Genomic DNA, 24092 nt, shown 5'->3' on the forward strand with positions numbered 1-24092 from the left:
TTTTTAAGAGCTAAAATATTTAAAAAAATATTATCCTAATAACTGCTCCAGAATGAGATTTTTTGAGAGCAGTTTTATATTAAAGAAGTAGTGATAAATAACATTCTATTTCATAAAAATTGTTTTGGTTCTGATTTTTACTAAAAGGCATATCATGTATATTTAAACTGAGAGCTTTAACTAATACTTTTTTCTTATAAAATGATATTAAATATGATTCTTTTTCAAAATGTAGTATACAAAATATTTTATATTTTTTAAAATTATCTATATTTGAATGAAAAGGAATATTAAAGATCTTAGTACTTTATGTAATAAAAATATTTATTATAATTCTTTTTAAACACAAAAGAAATGATATAATTTTAACAATATTATCATCTATAGTTTATGCGCTGGACATTAAAAGCTAAGCCAAATCAAGAAAAAATACAAGCCTTACAAGATGCTCTTCAAGTGGATCTTATAATCTCTACTCTATTAATACAAAGAGGAATAGAGACATTTGATGAAGCTAAAAAGTTTTTTAGACCATCTTTATCTGATTTGCATGATCCTTATCTCATGAAAGATATGGATAAAGCGGTAGATAGAATTGAAAAGGCTATTTCAAGTCGTGAAAATATCTTAGTTTTTGGTGATTATGACGTAGATGGTACAACTGCTGTATCCTTAGTTTCCTCTTATTTAAAAAGTTTTTATCCTAATGTGGCTACTTACATTCCTGATCGTTATACAGAAGGATACGGCGTTTCTTTCAAAGGAATTGATTTTGCTGAGGATCATGATTTTACTTTAATTATTGCTTTAGACTGCGGTATTAAATCTGTAGACCATGTAAAATATGCTTCTCAAAAAGGAATTGATTTTATTATTTGCGATCATCACAGACCTGGATCTGTTTTACCAGACGCTGTAGCTATATTAGATCCTAAAAGAGAAGATTGTTTTTATCCTTATAAGGAATTATGTGGTTGTGGAGTAGGCTTCAAATTAATACAAGCATTAGCCTCTAAAAGAAATCAAACAATTCAAGAATTAATTCCTTATTTAGATTTAGTAGCTACGGCTATAGGAGCTGATATAGTACCTATAACGGGAGAAAACAGAGTTTTAGCTAAATTTGGATTAGAAGTAATTAATACGTCACCTAGACCAGGAATACAAGCTTTAATATTAAATTTAAAGAAAAAACAGCTAACCATTTCAGATGTGGTATTTGTTATAGCACCACGAATAAATGCAGCAGGAAGGATAAAACATGGAAATTATGCAGTATCATTATTAACAGAATTTGATTTATTACAAGCCTCTCAATGTGCCGCTGATATTGAAATTTTTAATTCAGATAGAAAAGATCTAGACAAACAAATAACAGAAGAAGCTCTCGAACAAATCATAGAAAACCAAGAAATAAATCGTTTTTCTACCGTAGTTTATCAAGAAAACTGGCATAAAGGAGTCATAGGAATCGTAGCTTCTCGTTTAGTAGAAAATTACTATCGTCCAACTATTGTTTTTACAAAAAGTGGCGATAAATTAGCTGCATCTGCTCGTTCTGTAAAAGATTTTGATATTTATAATGCCCTTGAATCCTGTGCGGAACATTTAGAACAATTCGGAGGACACATGTATGCTGCAGGTATGACACTAAAAGAAGAAAATTATATTCCTTTCAAAAAAGCATTCGAACAAACAGTAAAAGAATCTATCCATCCTGATTTATTGACACCAGAAATCAGTATAGATGCAGAAATCCAGTTAGAAGATATTACACCTAAATTAATGCGTATTTTAAAACAATTTGAACCTTTTGGACCAGAAAATATGCCCCCTATTTTTATATCAAAATCAATACATGATACAGGTTATGGCAAAACAGTAGGTCAAAACGAAGAACACCTCCGTCTTTTTGTAAAGCAAAATATGAGTGCTAGCTATAGCGCGATAGGATTTGGTATTGGAAAAAAACAAATCCTTACGTCTAATTTACGAAGATTTGATGCAGTATATTCCATTGAAGAAAATGAATGGAATGGAAACATTTCACTACAACTTAGATTGAGAGATATAAGATGATAAAAATAGTATATTTTAAATTTCAATTTAAGTTATTCAACAGACAACTAAAAGAGTTTGGAATTTCACCTCAATTAACATATACTCTTTTAATAGTAGGGTTTGGACTCATATCTAATTATTTGTTTAAAATAACAACCTATTCTCCTTTAATCTATTTGCTTTTTAGTTTTAACATTTACTTGTCTGAAAAACAAAAAATATTATACCATTAAATCACTTGAAAACGGTATTCTTAATTTCGTTATATTATTCTTATTGTTCTTAAAAGAATACTATTTAGAATCTTTATTTGTACTATTGCGTATAAAAACATCTGGCTAGATGTAATTTGATAAAAAGTAAAACGATTAAATAACAATAAAGTGTCAAAAATAAAACATAAAGATCCTTATTCATCATTAAGAATTGAAGAATTTAGATGGTTTTTAGCTATGCGATTAGCAGTTGTACTGGCTTGGTCTATGCAATTCATAATTATAGAATGGGAAGTATATAGGATTACCCAAGATCCATGGTCATTAGGGTTAATAGGTTTGATGGAAGTAATTCCAGCTATTGCTTTAGCATTATTTGCTGGGCATATAGTAGATAAAAATGAAAAGCGAAAAATGTTGATAAGGTGTTATATTACTTTATTTGTACTTTCATTTGTTTTAACAAATCTAGTCAATCCATTTTATTCCTCTTTTTTTACAGGTAAAGAGGTCCTTTATAGTATATACGTATTGGTTTTTTTAGGAGGTATAGCCCGAGCTTTTATTTTTCCTTCGGTGTTTAGCTTATTGGGTTTAATAGTACCTCATTCAGAAAAATCAAATGCTGCCGCTTGGAGTAGTTCCACTTGGCAAATTTCAGCTACTATAGGTCCTGCATTAGCGGGTTTTCTAATAAGTTGGATGAGTGTTTTTGGGGCTATGTGTATGGTACTAGTGTTTGTGTTAGTAGGATTATTTGCTCTTTTCCAAATTACACCTAAACCCGTTTTAAACACACAAAAGACAGAATCAATATATGAAAGTCTAAAGGAAGGATTGGTTTTTGTTTTTAATAATAAGACTATCTTAAACGCTATATCATTAGATATGTTTGCTGTTCTTTTTGGTGGTGCAGTAGCATTGTTACCAGTTTTTGCAACAGATATTTTAAAAGTCGGTTCTGAAGGTTTTGGTATTTTAAGAGCAGCACCTGCTATAGGCGGATTAATAACAATGTTAGTGGCAACACATCTTGATCTTAATCATAAGGCGGGTAAAAAACTATTATGGGCTGTTTTTGGTTTTGGTATTTGTATTATTATGTTTGGTTTATCTACAAATTTTTGGATTTCAGTTCTGGCTTTATTTTTAAGTGGTGTTACTGATGGAATTTCGGTAGTAATTCGATCTACTATACTCCAACTTTATACACCTGATAATATGCGTGGAAGAGTTTCCTCTGTTAACTCTATATTTGTAGGTTCATCTAATGAATTAGGTGCTTTTGAGAGTGGGTTTACTTCAAAACTTATGGGTACTGTAAATGCTGTCCTTTTTGGAGGAATCATGACACTGATAGTAGTAGGCAGCATGACTATAGCTTCACCAAAATTCAGAAGCTTAAATATTGACAAATAAAAATATTTATTGTTTTCCCCTAACTATATATAATAAACTTAAAATAAAGTGAGATGTAAGCTAACTTCTCTTCGTTTAAATATACTTTCAAACTTCATTAATAAAAAGGTAAGTATTATTTTTCAGTGATTAATTTGATCTCTGAACGATATATGTATATCTTAATTAATATTAATACCATTTAAACTTAAAATATACTGGATTAAAAAGTAAAGTTCTCGATATGTTTTTTTTATTTTAAAACAACTCAAACAAACGGTTGAGTATATAATTGAAATCATCATTAGTTAGAGCGCGAAGCGCATCGAGAACCAACACTCATTTTTATTGCTTTTAATAGGATAGTGTCTAAATCAACATGCAATTTGTCTTTCCTGCGTAAGGAGGAATCTCATAATCAATATTATGTTATTTCTCCCTTTGGTAGAAATAACAAGATTGTGAACTTTTTGGACAGTCTCAAGGTTAAAAAAATAGTGTTATGAGAGAAATTTCAAAGTTTAAATGGTATACCCCTAAATCATGTGTTTTATTTTGTAATGAAAGAATATACACGGATTTTTTTTAGACTTAATATTTCTAATGTGTAATTTGGGTTAAATCCTATTTTTTATATATTGAAATTACCTGTTTTTTTCAGAATAAAATTTCTTTAAGAATGTTTTTATTATTCTTGTTTTTTTATTCAATTACTCCACTTTCTAATATTTTAAATTTTTTATTTACACAATCTATCTCTGCTTCTACACCAAAGGGAATAGTAAAGGTTGGACAAGTATGACCAAAGTCCATTTGAGTTATTACAGGTAGATCCGTTAGTTTTTCTTCAAGCAATATTTTTTTTATTTCATTATCATACTCGCTTACAAACTCATTATGATAAGGTCTCCCTACAATAATCCCTTTTAAAGCTTTAAGAATACCTAGTTCTGCATAGTTTCTTAATGAATATCTTATATATTCAGGTCTCGGCATAACTTCTGAAGTTTCTAGAAATAAAATAGCATTTTCAAATTTATCTAATTCCGGCCAATAAACAGTTCCTTTAAGTCTTTCTAGTACTTCTAGGCATCCACCAATTAATTTTCCTCTTACTATCCCTTTCCCTTGTAAAAAATTCCAGCCTAAATTTTGTTCTAATTTTCTTTTAGTGTGTAATAAAGATTGATCAAACCATTCAAGTCGTTCTGAAGTCCAACCTTCTTTATTTGGTAAAATTTCTCCTATTAGATTTTTACTAAATAATGTTTTTTTTAAATCATCTATTTGATATTGATGCATTCCTCCATTTTCTGCAAAACCCACTAAAGTTGAAGTTCCGTAAAATGATGATAAACCTGCTTTTAAACATAAAAAATGTATGATTGTAGAATCTGAAAAACCAATAAAGATTTTTGGATTGTTTTTTATTATTTCAATATCTATGTATCGCAAAATACGAATACTATCTTCTCCTCCTATATTGGAAATAATAGCTTTAATAGAGGTATCTTTAAAAGCTTCCATTAAATCATTTGCTCTTTCTTGTGGATTTTCATAAATCCATTTTGCTGGTTTTAGAGCATTTTTTGTTTCAACAACCTCTAAACCAAATACTTCTTGAATTTGTCTTTTACCTTGTTCATATCTATATGGAATCTCTCCTGCTCCTCCCCAAGAAAGTGAAATAGTAGCTACTTTATCTCCTTTTTTAAGTAATTTTGGTTTAATTAAGTTCATTTTATAAAGGTTTATGTAAAATATTTTCAAATAGACTTTGGAGATAAGTATTTTTTACTCATAAAACTAAAATAATACAAACTATTAGTGTTTAAAATTAGATTCCACATTAGAAATTTATTACAGATAAAAAGTACTTTACGTCTATAAAAACATTCCATTTTTGTTCTCAATATTATAAAATAAAGTTTTGGTAAAAAATTTCTGTTATTTTTATGTACTTTGTTCTTTCTTCTTCATCACAAAATCTAACACATAATTTAATTTTAAATTAATTTCCTTAAATAATAAAACAAATAAGAAAATGTTTAAAGTAGCTCTATACGTATTTTTATTTTGGTAAAATAGCTTCTTTTTCGAATTTAATTCCATCCCAACCAAATGCAATAAAATTCCGTATATTTTGATGATCTTCTGCCTCTGGGGTTGCTATTACATCCTGATAAAATTTACCAAAAAGTTTTAACGTTTGTTCTTTAGATAATTTATGTAAAAGAGAAAAAGAAAATATTTTACAAGAACCATTATTTTCTCCTGCTTGATTTATCTGATTTCCATTTTTAAAAAGCGTAGGTACAAACTCATAATTTGCATCAATATGCGCAATAACCTCTTCAAAGGTAATATTTTCTTCTTTTATTATTTTTTGAATTAAAAGATCCATTAATTTTTATTTTTTGATTGAGTCAAAGATAAAAAAGCTATCCGAAAAAGTTACAATCTTATCATCTTAACCAGAAGAAAAAATCACATGATGCTGATAATGTAACTTCTCCTACCGTCGAAGTAACAGACTAAACATTGAGTTTTAACTTTTCAGACACCTTCGGAATTTAATTAATACATATATTAACAATCAGCCATATTTACGGCAACTGCCAATCCTCCTTCTGAGGTTTCTTTATATTTATTATTCATATCTTTAGCTGTTTCCCACATGGTATTTACCACTTTATCCAATGGTACTTTTGCATTTTTAGGATCCGTTTCTAGTGCTAGTTCAACTGCGTTAATAGCCTTAATAGCTCCCATTGTATTACGCTCTATACAAGGAATTTGCACAAGACCACCAATAGGATCACAAGTAAGTCCTAAATGATGTTCCATGGCAATTTCTGCTGCCATTAAAACTTGTTCTGGTGTCCCTCCCATTACTTCACACAAAGCACCCGCCGCCATAGCTGATGAAACCCCTATCTCTGCTTGACATCCTCCCATAGCCGCTGAGATAGTGGCTCCTTTTTTGAAAATAGAACCAATTTCGCCTGCTACCATCAAAAATTGCTTGATTTGTTCTTCATTAGCTTGATGATTTTCTATGACCATATAGTACATTAACACGGCTGGTATTACCCCAGAACTCCCATTAGTAGGTGCTGTAACAACTCTACCTAATGAGGCATTAACCTCATTAACTGCTAGTGCAAAACAAGATACCCATTTAAGTATTTGTCTAAATTTCACTTCGGTTTTACGTATTGTTTCTAACCACTCTTGTGGCGAATTATAATGCGCTAGACCGATTAAATTTTGATGTATATCAAATGCTCTCCTTCTTACATTCAATCCACCTGGTAAGATTCCTTCTGTATGACAGCCTATATACATACATTCTAGCATGGTGTTCCATACTCTTAATAGTTCATTATGAATTTGATCTTCTGTACGAATTGATTTTTCATTATCATAAACTATTTCTGATATTTTTCTATTTTGTTGCTGGCAATAATTTAATAATTCAGTTGCGTAATTTATGGGATATGGAAATGCCTTTTTTACTTCTTCTTTTTCTTTTGCAGATACTCTTTCTTCTTTTACAACAAATCCTCCTCCTATTGAATAAAATGTTGATTCATACTTTTCATTCTCATAAAATGCAGTAAAAGTTAATCCGTTGGCATGAAAAGGCAAAAAGTTTTTATTAAATACAATATCTATTTTGGGATTAAATTTTACAACAAATTCATTAGCTAATTTTAATTCATTAGAATCGTTAATATGATGAATGATTCCGTCAATATCTTGCACTGGAATATACTCTGGATCTTGTCCACTAAGCCCCAACATTACGGCCAAATCCGTTGCATGACCTACTCCTGTCAATGAAAGAGATCCATATAAGTCTACCTGTACTTTATTTGTTTTATTTAGAATGTTTGCTTCTTTAATTTCATTTAAAAATCGTTCAGCTGCACGCCAAGGACCTAGAGTATGCGAACTTGAAGGCCCTACTCCTATTTTTAACATATCAAATACTGAAATACACTCTTCCATAATTTTTTATTTTAGCGTACAAAGATAAGGTTCCTATTGCTTACAAAAAAGCGTTAATTTTTTAAAAAATATAAATAGAGATATCATTTTATCAATTACTTTTGTCCTAAAAAAACAAAGCAATGATCAAACATATTAGAATTCAAGAATATAAAGCTTTAATTTACAGAATATTACTAGTATATGCTTTTTACTCCTTCGTTCGAATTCTTTTTACTCTTTTTAATCTAAAATTTTTAAAAATAGACTCTTTAGGTCAATTTTTAAAATTAGCGTTTCATGGATTAACTTTTGATACTACTGCTATATTATACGTAAATTCTCTTTTCATATTACTTTCTATATTTCCTTTATGGATTAATACACGCAAAGGTTATCAAACAGTACTGTTATATGTATACTTCATTACTAATCTAATAGCCTACGCAACTAATTTTATTGACTTTATTTACTATAAATATATTTATTCAAGAACCACTATTGCTATTTTAGATATAGCTAAACATGAATCTAATAAAGGAAATATGTTTTTTAGATTTATTGTAAGCTATTGGTATGTTTATCTACTCTTTTTTATAACGGCTTTTGTCTGGATTAAATTATACAAGTTAGTTAAAGTTCAAGAAGAAAAAATTCAACATAATTGGAAATATTTTTTAACTTCAAAAATTGGAGTTATTATTATTTTAGTTTTATCAATAGGTGGAATACGAGGTGATTTTAAAAAAAGTACTCGTCCTATTAACCTCATAGATGCCAATCAATATGTTACAAAACCACAACATGCAGATATAGTTTTAAATACCCCTTTTGCATTAATTCGAACATTTCGCACAACAACATTTCAAAAAGTTAATTATACAATCAACGATTCTGTTTTAAAAAATCAAATACAACCCATTAAACAATACCGTAACTACCCTCTCACAAAACCTAATATTGTTGTATTTATAACAGAAAGTTTTGGACGAGAATATTGGGGATGTATGAATAAAAATACGACCATCCCTGGTTTTAAGAGTTATACTCCTTTTTTAGATGAATTAGCTAAAGAAAGTTTAATCTTTACAAATGCCTATGCTAATGGAAGCAAATCTATTCACGGAATGTCATCAGTTATTGCTGGTATCCCATCCTTTAGAGATGCCTTTACCTCTTCTCCTTACCCTAATCAAAAAATTCAATCTTTGGTTTCTTGTTTAAAAGAACTGGGTTACGATACTTCTTTTTTTCATGGAGCTCCTAATGGATCTATGGGATTCATGGGATTTGGAAATATTTTAGGTTTTGATCATTATTATGGAAAAACAGAATTTAATGACGATACACAACACGATGGTGTATGGGGAATTTGGGACGAACCTTTTATGCAATTCATGAAAAAAACATTAGATCAAAAGAAAACGCCTTTTTTTAGCACAATATTTACAGTATCATCGCACGAACCGTATATAGTACCTAAAAAATACGAAGGTAAATTCCCAAAAGGAACAAGCCCAATGCACCAATGTGTAGGATATACAGATTATGCTTTCAAACGTTTTTTTGAAGAAGCTAAAAAACAACCTTGGTTTAAAAATACAATATTTATTATAACCGCTGATCATACGAACCTTACAGCATATCCTGAATACGACAAAATTGTAAATAGGCAAGCCGTACCCATTCTTATTTACAAACCCGACAGGAGCTTAAAAGGTGAAAACAGTGATCTTGCACAACAAATAGATATTTACCCTACTCTATTAGATATGATTGGCTACTCAAAACCCTTTAGAAGCTGGGGAAGAAGTTTAGTAAATAAAACAGACATAATGCCTTTTGCAATAAATTTTAACGGTAATAGTTATCAATTACAAAGAGGGAATTATTTTTGTACTTTTGATGGTAATCAAGACATTCATTTTTACGATAAAAATGATAAAGCATTAGAAAAAGAACTTAGTCTAAAGCCTAACCAGGAAATGCTGGAAACAGCAGAAATTTGTAAAGCATTAATTAAAGACTATTTTGATAGAATTATAGACAAAAAATTAGCTCAATAATGAAAAAGAAAATAATATTATTCATAGCAATATTAGGAAGTGTCATAGGTGGTAAATACGTATATGATATGCACCTAAATCATAACTTTGAAACCATTACAGAAGGAAAAGTATACAAAAGCGGGGTTATACCACCAGATGAAATAGAAGATTACGTGAAAAAGTACAAAATAAAATCAATTGTAGACTTGCGCTTCCCTGGAACTGCTGATTTAGAAAATAACCCAGAAGTCCCTTCTGAATTAACGGCTGAAAAGCAAGCTATTGCAAAAATACCAGGTCTTAATTATTTTAACAATGGTTCTGACCAAGTACCTACAGAACAAAATTTAGAAACATTTTATAAAATTATGGATAATCCTAATAATTATCCTGTCTTAATTCATTGTTATCATGGTGTAGGCAGAGCCGAATTATACTCAGCTCTTTACAGAATAGAATATGAAAATTGGAATAAAGACAAAGCGCGTACTTCTACTAGAATATTAACCAAATATTCTTCTTTTGATTTAGGAAAACCAAAAGGTGATTTCCTTCACAATTATAAAAAACGAAACGAAACAAAATAGTTTTCACTATAAATTTTATTTAAACTCGAGTTATAGAACTCGAGTTTTTTTATAGTTCCAAAATAGATCTTGACTAAACTTATGTTATATTTTTTACTTTATCTCTTTTATGCTTCTAATTTTCATCACAAAATTGACCATTTAGTTTAGAACTCTTTAGAAATATTATAAAAACTCAAACAAAACCTCTATATATGCAAAACCCAAAACAGTATTAGCTGCTTTGGGTTTTTATTATTATAGGTAAACTAAAAATTTATTAAGATAAAGCCACTTTTACTTGATCGGCTGCTTCTTGAAATTGAACTGCTGATAAAATTGGCATACCTGAATTATCAATTAATTCTTTTGCTATTTCAGCATTCGTTCCTTGTAAACGCACAATAATAGGAACATTAATAGCATCTCCCATGTTTTTATAAGCATCTACTACTCCCTGTGCTACACGATCACAACGAACAATACCACCAAAAATATTAATTAGGATTGCTTTTACATTTGGATCTTTTAATATAATACGGAAAGCTGTTTCTACACGTTTAGCATCTGCTGTACCTCCTACATCTAAGAAGTTTGCTGGTTCATAACCTGCATACTTAATTAAGTCCATAGTAGCCATAGCTAAACCTGCACCATTTACCATACAACCTACAGTACCATCTAAATCTACATAGTTTAAACCTGCTTCTTTAGCTTCTACTTCAATTGGGCGTTCTTCTGTAATATCGCGCATTTCAGCTAAATCTGCATGACGGTATAACGCATTGTCGTCTAAAGATACTTTTGCATCTACAGCCATAATTTTATTGTCTGAAGTCTTTAAAACAGGATTGATTTCAAACATAGAGGAATCAGATCCAACGTATGCTTTGTATAAAGCATCAACGAATTTCACCATTTCTTTGAATGCTTCACCTGATAATCCTAAGTTAAAAGCAATTTTTCTAGCTTGAAAACCTTGTAGACCAACAGCCGGATCTATTTCTTCTGTAAAGATTTTATCTGGTGTGTGCTCTGCTACTTCTTCAATATCCATACCTCCTTCAGTAGAATACATGATCATATTACGACCTGTTCCTCTGTTTAATAATACAGACATATAAAACTCTTTTGTTTCACTTTCGCCTGGGTAGTATACATCTTCTGCCACTAAAACTTTATGAACTCTTTTTCCTGTTGGAGGTGTCTGAGGAGTTATCAAATCCATTCCAATGATTTGACCTGCTAATTCTTTAACCTGATCTAAGTTTTTAGCCAACTTAACACCACCACCTTTACCACGACCACCAGCATGTATTTGTGCCTTAATCACATGCCATCCTGTACCTGTTTCATCTGTAAGTTGTTTTGCCTTAGCAACCGCTTCTTCAGCATTGTTTGCTACATAACCACGCTGAACACGTACTCCGTAGCTTGCTAATATCTGTTTCCCTTGATATTCGTGTAAATTCATAATATTTCTTTTGACTTTTATAAAGTGGCACAAAAATAATAATTTTCAAAAGAAAAATATAATTCAATCTAACTTTTATTTAAAGTAATGAAATAATATTATTACTTGTTTTCTATTTTTTAAACCCTTTCAGATTTAAAGCAATCCCCTAACCCGAAATGTTATATAAAAAACATTTTGTTGTAATTTTATTTTAAATCTTTATTTTTTTTTCAGTCAAAAAAGAACTTTTTATTTTTATCAAAATTTTAAAAATGGAAGAAACTAATTTATTACAAATCGAACAGTTATAGGGAGCTCCCGTATATATTTATCACGCAGAAAAAATTGAAAATCAATATAACCGATTAAACAATGCTTTCAGTAAGGTTCAAAAACTTCAAATAAATTATGCAGTTAAGGCGTTATCTAATCTTTCTATTTTAAAACTATTTAATAATCTAAACTCAGGGTTAGACACTGTTTCTTTACAAGAAGTACAACTTGGTTTATTAGCAGGCTTTACCCCTGACAAAATAATTTTCACACCCAATGGCGTTTCTTTACAAGAAATAGAAACTGCCTCTGAATTAGGGGTTCAGATCAATATTGATAATTTATCTATTTTAGAACAATTTGGCAATAAACACCCTAATACTCCTGTATGTATACGTATAAATCCTCATATCATGGCTGGAGGAAATGCCAATATTTCAGTTGGACATATTGACAGCAAATTTGGTATATCCATACATCAGCTTCCTCATATCTTACGAATTGTTAAAAATACGGGCATGCACATTAACGGATTACACATGCACACAGGTTCCGATATTTTGGATATTGAAGTTTTCTTAGAAGCAACCGAAATATTATTTAAAATAGCCAAAAACTTCACTCTATTAGATTTTATGGACTTTGGAAGCGGTTTTAAAGTATCTTACAAAAAAGGAGATATTGAAACTGACATTGAAGAGTTAGGTAAAAAATTAAGCAAACGATTTAATCATTTTGAAAAAGAATACGGAAGAAAATTAACCTTGATGTTTGAACCAGGCAAATTTTTAGTTAGCGAAGCTGGATTTTTTTTAACAAAAGTAAATGTAGTCAAACAAACTACTTCTACCGTTTTTGCGGGAGTTGACTCTGGTTTCAATCATCTAATACGCCCAATGTTATACGGATCTGAGCATCAAATTATAAATATTTCAAATTCTAAAGGAAAAGAACGTTTCTACACCGTAGTAGGATACATTTGCGAAACAGACACTTTTGCCACCAACAAAAAGATAGCAGAAATTAAGGAAGGTGATATTCTGGCTTTTAAAAATGCAGGTGCTTATGGATTTTCAATGGCATCTAACTACAATTCCCGTTTTAAACCTGCCGAGGTATTATGGAAAGATCAAAAAGCGCATCTTATACGCCAACATGAAACCCTAGAGGATTTAACAAGAAATCAAATTTTAGTTGACTTTTAAATTCAATAACAAACTAATACCATTTTAACTTTGAATTTTCTTTTTAAAAATGACATCTACAAAAGCAATAAAAATGAGTGTTGTTTTTCGATACGTTTCCCGCTCGAACTAACGATGATTTCAATTATATACTCAACCGTCTGTTCGAGTTGTTTTTTAAAATAAAAAAAACATATTGAGAACTTTATTTTTTAATCCAATATAGTTTAAATTCAAATGACATAATTTCTATTAATTTTCCACAACAACCAAGGAAGAGGTAAAAAGTAATAACTTAATATGTAGTTTATCACTTATCTTATCATCGAAGTAACACTATCAGTATTGTAATTTACTTCATCTGTTCATTTTTTCAACCCAAATTATGCCTTAGTCACATTTTTTTACTTCAACTATAGTTTTAGCACATTGAAGAGAAAAAATAAAGTATTTCCTTAGATTTAAAGTCTTTTATCTGCAATAAATTCCTAACGCATAATCTGGGTTCAAATCTCTTTTTTGTTGATTGTAGTAATTTTAAAAAACTCCAACTTCAATAGTTTTTAACAACCTCTAAGTAATACTTCTCATTTTTTGATTATTTTCGCACAAAAAAATATGTACAAAATTTTAGCAAAAGTAAACAAGATTATCTTACCTAGTTTCAGTAAACAACAGTTAGACCCTAGTAAAGCCAAAAAATGGCAATTAGCAATATTAGCTTACCGCTATTATATAACAACTAGAGCTCTTACTAATAAGTAACCGCGGAAAATATTGGTTTTCCTTCTAATTTCTTACGACCCTTCAAAAAAGTCAATTCAATAAGAAAATTACATTGAACCACTTCTCCTCCAAGCTTTTCTACCAATTCACACACCGCCTTAGCAGTTCCTCCTGTTGCTAAAACGTCGTCGTGAATTAATACTTTTTCTCCTTTTTGAATAGCATCTATGTGCATTTCCAAAACATCTTCTCCATATTCTAGTTCATAACTAGCCGAAATAGTCTTATAAGGGAGTTTATTTTTCTTTCTTACAGGAATAAAACCCACATTTAATTCCTGAGCTAACAACATTCCGAAGAAAAAACCTCTTGATTCTATTCCTACCACCTTGTCAATTTTAGTATTTTTTAACTCTGACAAAAGTTTTTCTATAACTTCATGCCTTGCGGGAGGATTTAACAACAACGGCGTTATATCTTTAAACAAAATACCTTCTTTAGGAAAGTCCTGAATATCACGAAAATACTGATCTAAACTCATTTTTTATTAATTTTATTTTGCAAGATAAAGAAATTTTTCTACATTTGCACCCGCAATCGAGTTGTTATGCAAACAAAATGATTGAAAAATGGCCTCGTGGCGCAACTGAATAGCGCATCTGATTACGGCTCAGAAGGTTACAGGTTTGAATCCTGTCGAGGTCACAAAAATACAATAAAATTATAATGGCCTCGTGGCGCAACTGAATAGCGCATCTGATTACGGCTCAGAAGGTTACAGGTTTGAATCCTGTCGAGGTCACAAAAATACAACAAATTATAACGGCCTCGTGGCGCAACTGAATAGCGCATCTGATTACGGCTCAGAAGGTTACAGGTTTGAATCCTGTCGAGGTCACAAAGCTCACAACAGTGGGCTTTTTTTATACCTTTTATTTTTAACTATAGTTTAAATCTAATTATTACAAAATTCTTTAACAAATTTTAAAAAATTATTACATCTCTTATTTAATCCAAAAAAACTACCTTTGTGTTTTGCTTAATATATATGCAACATACAGAGGAAACTATTGAAATTATAGGTGCTCGCGCGCACAACCTAAAAAATATTGATATCACCATACCTCGTGAAAAACTAGTTGTTATTACAGGTTTATCGGGTTCTGGAAAATCTTCATTAGCATTCGACACTATTTATGCTGAAGGACAACGACGTTATATCGAAACTTTTTCAGCCTACGCTCGTCAGTTTTTAGGCGGACTAGAGCGTCCTGATGTAGACAAAATTGATGGCCTTTCTCCTGTAATTGCTATTGAACAAAAAACAACAAGCAAAAGCCCACGTTCTACTGTTGGGACTATTACCGAAATTTACGATTTTCTTCGTTTGCTTTTTGCTCGTGCTGGAGACGCTTATAGTTATAATACTGGCGAAAAAATGGTTTCATATTCTGATGAACAAATCAAAGAGTTGATTCTCCAAAATTTCGACAAAAAGAGAATCAATATTTTAGCTCCCGTTATTCGTGCTCGTAAAGGACATTATGCTGAGTTATTTCAACAAATAGCCAAACAAGGCTTCTTAAAAGTACGTGTCAACGGACAGGTACAAGACATTGTAACAGGAATGAAATTAGATCGTTACAAAACCCATGATATTGAAATCGTTATTGATCGTTTAGCTGTAGACAAATCCTCAGATAGCGAAACGCGATTAATGGAAAGCATTAAAACAGCCATGTATCATGGAGAAAATGTGCTCATCATTTTAGACCAAGATTCAGGAGAAATCAGATATTTTAGTAGAAACTTAATGTGTCCTTCTACTGGAATTTCATATCAAAATCCAGAACCTAATTTATTTTCTTTCAACTCGCCTAAAGGAGCTTGTGATCATTGTAATGGATTAGGAACTATAAATGAAATTAATCTAAAAAAAATTATTCCAGATCCCAAAATATCCATCAAAAGTGGAGGAATTATAGCACTAGGCGAATATAAATCCACTTGGATTTTCAAACAACTAGAAACTATAGGTGAAAAATTTGGTTTTAAACTAACTGACCCAATTGAAACCATTTCTTCGGAAGCCATGAATATGATTTTAAATGGGGGCAATGAAAAATTTAGTATTACTTCAAAAACAGCAGGTGTAACAAAAGAATACAAAATTGAATTTGAAGGAATTGCTAATTTTATTAAAAATCAGCACGACGAAACAGAGTCTACCTCTATAAAACGCTGGGCTAAAGACTTTATGGACGAAGTAAGCTGCCCTGAATGCCATGGCTCTCGATTAAGAAAGGAAGCATTATACTTTAAAATTAATAATAAAAATATCCAAGATTTATCCAATACAGATATAATTGACCTAAGCAAATGGTTTAACCAATTAGAAGATTATCTAACTGAAAAACAAAAAATAATTGCTTCAGAAATAGTAAAAGAAATTAAAGTTCGTTTACAATTCTTAGTAGATGTAGGACTAAACTACCTCTCTTTGAGTAGAAGTTCTAAATCTCTTTCTGGTGGTGAAGCACAACGCATTCGTTTGGCTACACAAATTGGATCACAACTAGTAGGCGTATTATATATTTTAGATGAACCGAGTATAGGTTTGCACCAAAGAGATAATGAAAAACTAATTCACTCCTTAGAGCAATTACGTGACATTGGCAACTCCGTTTTAGTTGTAGAACACGATAAAGACATGATTGAAAGGGCTGATCACGTAATAGACATAGGTCCTAAAGCTGGACGTTATGGAGGGCAAATTATTAGCCAAGGAACCCCTCAAAATTTATTAAAAGAAAATACAATTACGGCTCAATTCATGAGTGGTAAAATGAAAATAGAAGTTCCTGAAAAACGTCGTGAAGGAAATGGTAAAAAAATCAAACTTACAGGTGCAACGGGCAATAATTTAAAAAACGTTTCTGTAGATTTTCCATTGGGTAAACTAATTTGTGTAACAGGTGTTTCTGGATCGGGCAAATCAACTCTAATTAATGAAACCCTCTACCCTATCCTTAACCACCATTTTTTTAATGCAGTAAAAAAACCACAACCTTATAAAAAGATTGAAGGTTTAGAACATATTGACAAAGTAATTGATATAGATCAAAGTCCAATAGGTCGTACTCCTAGATCAAACCCTGCTACTTATACTGATGTTTTTTCAGAAATTAGATCTTTATACACACAAACCCCAGAAGCACAAATAAGAGGATACAAGCCTGGACGTTTTAGTTTTAATGTGGCTGGTGGACGCTGTGAAACCTGTGAAGGAAGTGGAGTTCGTACTATTGAAATGAGTTTTTTACCTGATGTATATGTAGAATGCGAAACATGTCAAGGAAAACGTTTTAATAGAGAAACCCTAGAAATTCGTTATAAAGGTAAATCTATTTCAGACGTATTGGATATGACTGTAGATGAAGCTGTTGATTTCTTTGAAAACATACCAAAAATCTACCGAAAAATTAAAACAATTCAAGATGTAGGATTGGGATATATTACATTAGGACAACAAAGTACAACCCTATCAGGAGGCGAAGCTCAACGGATTAAATTAGCTACAGAACTTTCAAAAAAAGACACAGGAAATACTTTTTATATAATGGATGAACCTACTACAGGTTTACATTTTGAGGACATTCGTGTGTTAATGGAAGTTATTCATAAATTAGTTAATAAAGGCAATACTGTTTTAATTATAGAACACAATCTAGATGTAATAAAACTAGCTGATTATATAATAGATGTAGGATATGAAGGCGGAAAAGGTGGAGGTGAAATTATTGCAAAAGGAACCCCAGAAGAAATAATTAAAAATAAAAAAAGTTATACCGCACAATTTTTGAAAAAAGAATTATCTTAGTCGGCTGATTTTTAAAAAAATTATACTAATAATAACCGAGTCAAGCCTAAAGACTCTCAACAATAAGAAGATGAAAGAAATATTTTCAAATGAAGACGAAAGAATCCAAGACAAACTAAAACAAAAAACTTGGAACGAGATACGCTCAAACGATTCTTGGGCTATTTTTAAAATTATGTCTGAATTCGTAAATGGTTACGAAACAATGGCTCGTATAGGACCTTGTGTATCTATTTTTGGTTCAGCAAGAACAAAACCCGAGGATAAATATTATCAATTAGCGGAAAGAATTGCTTATAAAATCACCAAAGCAGGATATGGCGTTATTACGGGTGGTGGTCCTGGTATTATGGAAGCAGGTAATAAAGGAGCACATCGTGGTGAAGGAATATCAGTAGGTTTAAATATTGAACTTCCTTTTGAACAACATTACAATCCTTATATTGATAAAGATAAAAATTTAAATTTTGATTATTTCTTTGTTCGCAAGGTAATGTTTGTAAAATATTCTCAAGGGTTTGTTGTAATGCCTGGCGGATTTGGCACTTTAGATGAACTTTTTGAAGCTATTACATTAATTCAGACAAAAAAAATAGGTCGTTTCCCTATTATTCTTGTTGGAACAGAATTTTGGAGCGGGTTACTTGACTGGATTAAAAATGTTATGATAGACAAGCAAAAAAATGCGAATCCTGAAGATATGAACTTAATAAAAATTGTAGATACAGAAGATGAAGTTGTAGAAGCTTTAGATAATTTTTACAAGAAGTATAATTTATCACCTAACTTTTAATTAAAACCTTTTTAAAAGGTATCTTATAATACCAAAGAAGTTGTGCAAAAAACTACAATCTTCTCATTTCGAACATAGGAAGGAATTGCATAATGCTAAAAATGTGATTTCTCCTATCGTTGAAGTGACGAACTAGACATTGAGTTTTAACTTTTTCAGATACTCTTTTTTATAAATAATACCATTTCAACTTTAAAAATACTGTAAAAAGCTTTTATATAAAATTCATAGCCTGTTATTGATTTAATTCATTCTCATCTGTTTTAATCAATTCTTCCATTTTTTGCTTTAAGTCGGCTAGAGTATCATAAATTTTCATTGAAATTTTATCTTTCATCCATTGCTAGATTTTTTCAGTAGGGTTTAGTTCTGGACAATATGGAGGAATTTGTAATCAGAAATATGTTCTCAGGAATTATACCATTTAAACTTAAAATATACTGGATTAAAAAAATAAAGTTCTCGATACACTTTTTTTCATTTTAAAAACAACTCGAACAAACGGTTGAATATATAATTGAAATCATCGTTAGTTCTAGCGCGAAGCGCATCGAGAACCAATACTAAAAATAATTTTATTTTCTATATTTTACTTAATTACAGTTTAATTTCTAGTGTTACATAATAAACTCTAGGTTCTGAAGGGATAATACCTGGTCCTGGATATCCTGTTGCTCTTTTGGTAAAATATTTATTATTAGTTAAATTATTTACACTAGCTTCTAATTTAAAACGATTAATTTTATAAGAGACAGATAAGTCAAGTACGTTATAAGAAGGAATTCCTCCAAATATACCTGATAAGTCATTTTGGTCAGAAACTCTATTAGAAGCGTCTGTAAATTGTGATGATACGTAAGTATATTGTGTACTAACTAGTAGATTTTTGTATCCTAAACTTAATCCTGACTTTAGATTATAAAGAGGTACAAATTCAACATGATTATCTTTAATATTAGGAATATCTGATTTTATATATTTAGACTTTGTTATGGATATATTTGAAAATCCATCAAATTTAAAGTTTAAATTATTGGGTACTATTATTTTTAAAAAATTGATATTAACTAATGATTCAACTCCATAAGTAACACCTGTTCCAATATTATCTCTTAAGCGTACATCTGGTTTTAATCCTTTGGGATCACGGGCACTATATTCGCCAATTTTATTGTCATATAATAAACCAAATCCGTTAATATCAAAATTTATTATGTTTCCTATTTTTCCTCGGATACCAATATCTGAGCCATATCCTTTTTCATCAGTTATATCATCAGCTACAACAATACTAGGACTAGCTGTTCTTATATCATTAAAAGTTACTGAGCGGTAGTTTTGTGTTAAATTAGCGTATAATTCTAAACCATGTTTAGGTTTATAACTAAAACCAAGTCCAAGTAATGAAAATTTTCTTTCAAAAATTCTATCTTCAAACTCTGTTTTATCTATATTTATGTTTCCTGCTAGATCTCTATTAATTACTCTAAAGAAACCAACAGCTTGTGTTTTAATATATTCATATCTAAAACCTGGCGTAATTGAAAAATGATCGGTTATTTTAAATATATTTTCACCAAATAATGATATATTAAGGTTTGGATAGCTATATGATGATTGGTTTTGATAGTATGGAAATTCTTTATCCGCAATTTTAAAATCAGCATCTGAATTAGAGCTTCCAGGACCTTGTATACCTGAATTTTTAGATTGATAATATTTGGCTCCTATCAAAAAAGCATTATTTCTATTCCATAAATTATATTTATTTAGATACCGTACTTCTGCTCCCCAATTTATAAACTCTCCAATAATTAAATCTCTTTCTGTATTAGGCGTATCAGGGTTAGAAACTCTGTTAGAACGATATCCTAATGCTTTTCTATAAGCATCTAATCCAAATAATTGTAATGATAAATCCGCATCATTTTTAAATTTATGTTTTAAGCGTAAAGCAAATAAATTCCAATTTACAGAAAACCAATTGCGTGATCGATTACTTTGAAAAGGATCATTTGCAAACATTCCGTTAGTTAATCCTCCAGGTTGTTTTGCTAAATAATTAAAATGCGTATAATCAAAATGAAGTGAAGTTTTATCGGATAATTTATAATTTAAATTCCCAAAGTAATTCTTTGATTCAAAATTTGAATTAGGCCTGAATCCGTCGCCTTTTTTATAATTGTAAAATGTATAGTAACTCCATTTATTTTTTGTTCCTGTCAAACTAGTAAAATTAGCAATTGTATTAAAAGATCCTGCTGTAAAACGAGAAATAGCTTCTAGGGGTTTAGTGCTTGGTTTTTTTGTTTTAAAATTAATCATCCCTCCAAACTGTGTTCCATACTGAAGAGAAGCTGCTCCTCTAATTACCTGAATTTCTTCTATAGCTTCTGTTGGAGTAGCATAATAACTTTCAGGATACCCTAATACATCTGCACTAATATCATAATCATTTTGGCGTGTATTAAAATTAGCTGTTCTATTAGGATCTAAACCACGTCCTCCTATTGATAGTTGTAGTCCTCCATCAATACTTTCATTCATTGTAATACCGACAACTTGCGAAAAAATTTGACGTGCGTTATTTATTGCTTTATTGGCTGTCAAATTATTTAAAACAACTACTTCTGTTTTTTTTCCAGCATATATAGCTGTTTCTTCAACGTCTTTTAAAGTTCTAATAGCACTTATTTTTTGACGTTGACTGACTATTTTTACTTCTGATAACTTTTTTATTTGTTCTATCTCTATTATTTGCAATTGGGTTAAGGGAGTCATCTTTTTTTCTATAATTTCATACCCTTCTTTATAAAAGACTAGAGTTGTTGGGTTTTTACTTTTTATCGTAAAATTTCCATTTGAATCAGTATAATAGTTTAGACCTTGTCCTTTATCTAAAATTTCAACTTGTGGAATTCCTACTCCATTAAACACAATCCTACCTATTATATTAGTTTGTGAAAACATTTTTGTAACTACTAATAGTAGTACTATAAATTTAAAATCCTTTAATTTCATCTTTAAATGGTAAAATCCATGTTTTATGTTTGAACGATTCTTTTTGTGATCCTAAATCTATATTTGGATCTATATAAGGTTGACTCAATCGCCCGTTAAGGGCCACAAAGCTTTCTACATATATTTTGGGGTTTACGAAGCCGTTATCTGTATAATATTTTTTAAGTATATGGGCATATTCTAGTATAAAATCAGGCTGAAATGACATTTGTTTCTCCTGAAAAGGAGTTAAAAAATCACGATTATCAACTAATATTACTTTACCTGTTTGATCTACAACTTTAAATTGTGTATATCCTGCTTTTTCCATTAGCATTACACGCCAAGAAAAACGAAAACCTTCTTCTGTCCAAAATAATTCTTCAGGGTACAATAAATATCTAAAGGGAAAAATTAATTGAAATAACATAAAAAAACTTAAAAAAATCACTTTCCATTCTGATGTGATAGCTTTAGAAAAATGGTTTGTTTGAAATCGAGAATTAGAAATATGTAATATTTTAATTACTTTTTCTAATGCTTTTTTATGAAAATTAGGAGAGAAATAGATTAATGTACTTATAATCATTACATAAGGAAAAACACCAATAGGGAATAATATTTTTGTAAAAATATGGAATATAACTACAAATATAAATCCAACTATTCTAGTTCTTCTATTTAATAGTAAAAAAGGAATGGATAAATCATAAATAGCACCCGCCCAGCTCATAGCATAATGAACTCCATTTTTAAGCAACAATGTACCTATAATTGGCAAGCCTGAATTCATAGGAAGCCATGTTTTTAAAGGTTGTGCTTCTAGTAACCAATCTGAATTTAGCTTTATTAGTCCTGCATAAAAATAAACGATTCCTAACATTAATTTTAGAATATCAATAGTCCATTGTGAAACATGTGAGTGCAACTTGGACTTATCGAAATATACGTCTAAAGAATAATTACAATTTGCAGGAAGAAAAATTAGAATAAAACTAATTATAGAGATAAAGTAATAGTGATTTAAATAGGTTGTTTTATCCATTAGTTCTACGTAAGTAAAACTGAGGAAAAAGCATATAATAGCGAGTTTATAGCGATAACCTAAAGCAATAAATAAGGCCGATAAGCCACAGATAAAAAAAATAAAATAAGTATAAACTCCTATTGGTTTAACCCATTCGAATCCGAAGTAAGTGAAATGATACTTAGGGGTTATATACAGACTTTTTATCCATCCATAACTCCAAAAACGAACAATACTAAAAAACATCATCAGACCAAATGCTATTCTATAAAAAGCTAACGTTTCGGAAAATGATGTTTTTTTTAAATATGTATGAATATTAATCCCCATCTGAGTCAACATAGCCTACTGCAATATTAAGTGCTGTTAACATATCTACTTTAAAATAAGATACATTAATTTGCATAGCATCATAGGCCTCTAACATTTTATTATTATTGGTATTTATCTGACTAACAAAATCATCATCAAGTGCATTATTTTTAATTTTAATTAATGAAAATTGATCACTAATAATGGTACTTAATAATTTATTATTTCTTTGTACGTTTAAGTGGTCTAGATAACTTTTTAATGAAGGTCCTGTTTGATTATTAGAATAATACTTTCCATTAAAAAAGTCAGCACTTGCACTTATTGCTTCATTTAGCAAAATTTTTGATACATTTTTTCTAAAGTAAGCTTCTATTTTGTTAGGTTGAATGCCATTAGAAAATTTTCCTGCTGGATAACCTACTTTCCCTAATCGGATATGCTTTTCAAAATATTCTATATACGCATTTACAATTAAATTTACAGAACCTGAGCTCGTATTATTTGTATTTGATATAAAAGTATTTTTATTAGCTTCCCAATCTTTTAATAACAAATCTGCGTTATTTTTTAAATCAGTTACTAAATCAGTCAAATAGTTTCTATATTTTAAAGCATCTGCGCCTGTATAGAACACTAAAATGGCATTATCTGTATCTGCTAAGCCATAAAGCATATAATCAAGAGCAGGATACCCTTGTTTATCAAATTGTGTTAAAGAAGTAAGGTTATAGTTTTGAGTATTTATATTTTTGTTTAGTTCAATAATATTTACAGGATATGTATTAGAATGTCCAATAAAATATAAATCTTCTGCTTTTCCTATTTTAAAGATAGCTACATGCTGATAAGCTTTGTATGAATTAAGCCAAGAAACTCTTAACTTGTTCAAATTATCTATAGTGGGGTTTTGTTTAAAAGTATTTACCTCTTCAAGAAGTTTATTTACCTCTATTTGGTAATTTTTATAAGCTGGGATAATAATATTTTCTGCCCAATTAACAAGCATGGCTTTTTTATCATAGTTATCTCCTATGGTAATTTGAGGTTCATCAATTTTTTTATCATCTGAACAACTTGTCAATAAAGACAAAAAAAGTACAAAAAATATTTTTCTCATAATCTCTTTATTAATACAAATATGAAACTGTCTAAAAAGG

Annotated in this window: 15 protein-coding genes, 3 tRNA genes and 1 pseudogene; 11 read left to right on the forward strand and 8 right to left on the reverse strand. The window is 30.1% G+C overall.

Annotated elements, in window-relative coordinates; translation table 11 throughout:
• The first annotated feature begins 390 nt into the window (after positions 1–390).
• The gene (gene recJ / locus ACUXZJ_RS13185) at positions 391–2079 is read left to right on the forward strand and encodes a single-stranded-DNA-specific exonuclease RecJ (RefSeq protein WP_060382453.1); all 1689 of its coding nucleotides are present in this window, start codon (positions 391–393) and stop codon (positions 2077–2079) included.
• A gap of 374 nt (positions 2080–2453) precedes the next feature.
• Positions 2454–3695 (forward strand): MFS transporter, encoded by a 1242-nt coding sequence (locus tag ACUXZJ_RS13190; RefSeq protein ID WP_088466711.1) that lies wholly within the window; start codon positions 2454–2456, stop codon positions 3693–3695.
• 681 nt (positions 3696–4376) lie between these two features.
• On the opposite strand, the gene ACUXZJ_RS13195 is transcribed toward ACUXZJ_RS13190, so the two are convergent.
• The 3 genes from ACUXZJ_RS13195 to ACUXZJ_RS13205 all read right to left on the reverse strand — a co-directional run bounded on the left by ACUXZJ_RS13195 (position 4377) and on the right by ACUXZJ_RS13205 (position 7688).
• On the reverse strand, positions 4377–5414 hold the full coding sequence (locus ACUXZJ_RS13195) for a S66 family peptidase (protein ID WP_063743822.1): 1038 nt from the start codon (positions 5412–5414) through the stop codon (positions 4377–4379).
• A gap of 331 nt (positions 5415–5745) precedes the next feature.
• Positions 5746–6078: a HopJ type III effector protein gene (locus ACUXZJ_RS13200; protein WP_063743821.1), complete on the reverse strand. Its 333-nt coding sequence runs from the start codon at positions 6076–6078 to the stop codon at positions 5746–5748.
• 185 nt (positions 6079–6263) lie between these two features.
• A complete protein-coding gene (locus ACUXZJ_RS13205; protein WP_060382457.1) occupies positions 6264–7688 on the reverse strand; it encodes an L-serine ammonia-lyase in 1425 nt (474 codons plus the stop codon).
• 122 nt (positions 7689–7810) lie between these two features.
• Between ACUXZJ_RS13205 and ACUXZJ_RS13210 the strand changes: the two genes are divergently transcribed.
• Together ACUXZJ_RS13210 and ACUXZJ_RS13215 are read left to right on the forward strand one after the other, a co-directional pair.
• On the forward strand, positions 7811–9733 hold the full coding sequence (locus tag ACUXZJ_RS13210) for an LTA synthase family protein (RefSeq protein WP_446195214.1): 1923 nt from the start codon (positions 7811–7813) through the stop codon (positions 9731–9733).
• Positions 9733–10302 (forward strand): dual specificity protein phosphatase family protein, encoded by a 570-nt coding sequence (locus ACUXZJ_RS13215; protein WP_063743819.1) that lies wholly within the window; start codon positions 9733–9735, stop codon positions 10300–10302. Before ACUXZJ_RS13210 ends, ACUXZJ_RS13215 begins: the two co-directional genes overlap by 1 nt.
• Positions 10303–10561: 259 nt before the next feature.
• Here ACUXZJ_RS13215 and sucC read toward each other — a convergent pair whose 3' ends face one another.
• The gene (sucC, locus tag ACUXZJ_RS13220) at positions 10562–11755 is read right to left on the reverse strand and encodes an ADP-forming succinate--CoA ligase subunit beta (protein ID WP_014164319.1); all 1194 of its coding nucleotides are present in this window, start codon (positions 11753–11755) and stop codon (positions 10562–10564) included.
• A 293-nt stretch (positions 11756–12048) separates the two neighbouring features.
• Between sucC and lysA the strand changes: the two are divergent.
• Positions 12049–13215 (forward strand): annotated as a pseudogene (gene lysA / locus ACUXZJ_RS13225) (diaminopimelate decarboxylase); the annotation flags it as partial.
• A gap of 597 nt (positions 13216–13812) precedes the next feature.
• Entirely contained in the window at positions 13813–13959 is a 147-nt protein-coding gene (locus ACUXZJ_RS13230) for a hypothetical protein (protein WP_060382461.1), read from the forward strand.
• Here ACUXZJ_RS13230 and ACUXZJ_RS13235 read toward each other — a convergent pair.
• Positions 13949–14461, reverse strand: coding sequence for an adenine phosphoribosyltransferase (locus tag ACUXZJ_RS13235; RefSeq protein WP_060382462.1), 513 nt, complete (start codon positions 14459–14461; stop codon positions 13949–13951). The two genes, ACUXZJ_RS13230 and ACUXZJ_RS13235, sit on opposite strands and share 11 nt — an antisense overlap.
• Before the next feature lie 90 nt (positions 14462–14551).
• Here ACUXZJ_RS13235 and ACUXZJ_RS13240 point away from each other — a divergent pair.
• The 5 genes from ACUXZJ_RS13240 (at position 14552) to ACUXZJ_RS13260 (ending at position 18593) form a co-directional block, all read left to right on the forward strand.
• Positions 14552–14625, forward strand: a tRNA-Arg gene (locus ACUXZJ_RS13240).
• A 23-nt stretch (positions 14626–14648) separates the two neighbouring features.
• Positions 14649–14722 (forward strand) — tRNA-Arg (locus ACUXZJ_RS13245).
• Between the two features lie 22 nt (positions 14723–14744).
• A tRNA-Arg gene (locus tag ACUXZJ_RS13250) sits at positions 14745–14818 on the forward strand.
• 150 nt (positions 14819–14968) lie between these two features.
• The gene (uvrA, locus tag ACUXZJ_RS13255) at positions 14969–17800 is read left to right on the forward strand and encodes an excinuclease ABC subunit UvrA (protein ID WP_060382463.1); all 2832 of its coding nucleotides are present in this window, start codon (positions 14969–14971) and stop codon (positions 17798–17800) included.
• A gap of 70 nt (positions 17801–17870) precedes the next feature.
• Positions 17871–18593 (forward strand): LOG family protein, encoded by a 723-nt coding sequence (locus tag ACUXZJ_RS13260; protein ID WP_014164314.1) that lies wholly within the window; start codon positions 17871–17873, stop codon positions 18591–18593.
• A gap of 597 nt (positions 18594–19190) precedes the next feature.
• On the opposite strand, the gene ACUXZJ_RS13265 is transcribed toward ACUXZJ_RS13260, so the two are convergent.
• The 3 genes from ACUXZJ_RS13265 to ACUXZJ_RS13275 are packed head-to-tail and all read right to left on the reverse strand — an operon-like array spanning position 19191 to position 24052.
• Positions 19191–21614, reverse strand: coding sequence for a TonB-dependent receptor domain-containing protein (locus ACUXZJ_RS13265; RefSeq protein WP_063743818.1), 2424 nt, complete (start codon positions 21612–21614; stop codon positions 19191–19193).
• The gene (locus ACUXZJ_RS13270) at positions 21595–22950 is read right to left on the reverse strand and encodes an HTTM domain-containing protein (protein WP_060382465.1); all 1356 of its coding nucleotides are present in this window, start codon (positions 22948–22950) and stop codon (positions 21595–21597) included. Before ACUXZJ_RS13270 ends, ACUXZJ_RS13265 begins: the two co-directional genes overlap by 20 nt.
• Positions 22940–24052, reverse strand: coding sequence for an imelysin family protein (locus ACUXZJ_RS13275; RefSeq protein ID WP_060382466.1), 1113 nt, complete (start codon positions 24050–24052; stop codon positions 22940–22942). The genes ACUXZJ_RS13270 and ACUXZJ_RS13275 overlap by 11 nt, the downstream gene beginning before the upstream one ends.
• Positions 24053–24092 lie beyond the last annotated feature (40 nt).

This window comes from Flavobacterium sp. TN-1, assembly GCF_052828645.1.

Coding starts and splice junctions, on each gene's coding strand:
- ACUXZJ_RS13275 (WP_060382466.1), bottom strand. CDS start 24,052: ATGAGAAAAATATTTTTTGTACTTTTTTTGTCTTTATTGACAAGTTGT.
- ACUXZJ_RS13230 (WP_060382461.1), top strand. CDS start 13,813: ATGTACAAAATTTTAGCAAAAGTAAACAAGATTATCTTACCTAGTTTC.
- recJ (WP_060382453.1), top strand. CDS start 391: ATGCGCTGGACATTAAAAGCTAAGCCAAATCAAGAAAAAATACAAGCC.
- ACUXZJ_RS13235 (WP_060382462.1), bottom strand. CDS start 14,461: ATGAGTTTAGATCAGTATTTTCGTGATATTCAGGACTTTCCTAAAGAA.
- ACUXZJ_RS13215 (WP_063743819.1), top strand. CDS start 9,733: ATGAAAAAGAAAATAATATTATTCATAGCAATATTAGGAAGTGTCATA.
- ACUXZJ_RS13200 (WP_063743821.1), bottom strand. CDS start 6,078: ATGGATCTTTTAATTCAAAAAATAATAAAAGAAGAAAATATTACCTTT.
- ACUXZJ_RS13205 (WP_060382457.1), bottom strand. CDS start 7,688: ATGGAAGAGTGTATTTCAGTATTTGATATGTTAAAAATAGGAGTAGGG.
- ACUXZJ_RS13210 (WP_446195214.1), top strand. CDS start 7,811: ATGATCAAACATATTAGAATTCAAGAATATAAAGCTTTAATTTACAGA.
- ACUXZJ_RS13270 (WP_060382465.1), bottom strand. CDS start 22,950: ATGGGGATTAATATTCATACATATTTAAAAAAAACATCATTTTCCGAA.
- ACUXZJ_RS13260 (WP_014164314.1), top strand. CDS start 17,871: ATGAAAGAAATATTTTCAAATGAAGACGAAAGAATCCAAGACAAACTA.
- ACUXZJ_RS13265 (WP_063743818.1), bottom strand. CDS start 21,614: ATGAAATTAAAGGATTTTAAATTTATAGTACTACTATTAGTAGTTACA.
- ACUXZJ_RS13195 (WP_063743822.1), bottom strand. CDS start 5,414: ATGAACTTAATTAAACCAAAATTACTTAAAAAAGGAGATAAAGTAGCT.
- sucC (WP_014164319.1), bottom strand. CDS start 11,755: ATGAATTTACACGAATATCAAGGGAAACAGATATTAGCAAGCTACGGA.
- uvrA (WP_060382463.1), top strand. CDS start 14,969: ATGCAACATACAGAGGAAACTATTGAAATTATAGGTGCTCGCGCGCAC.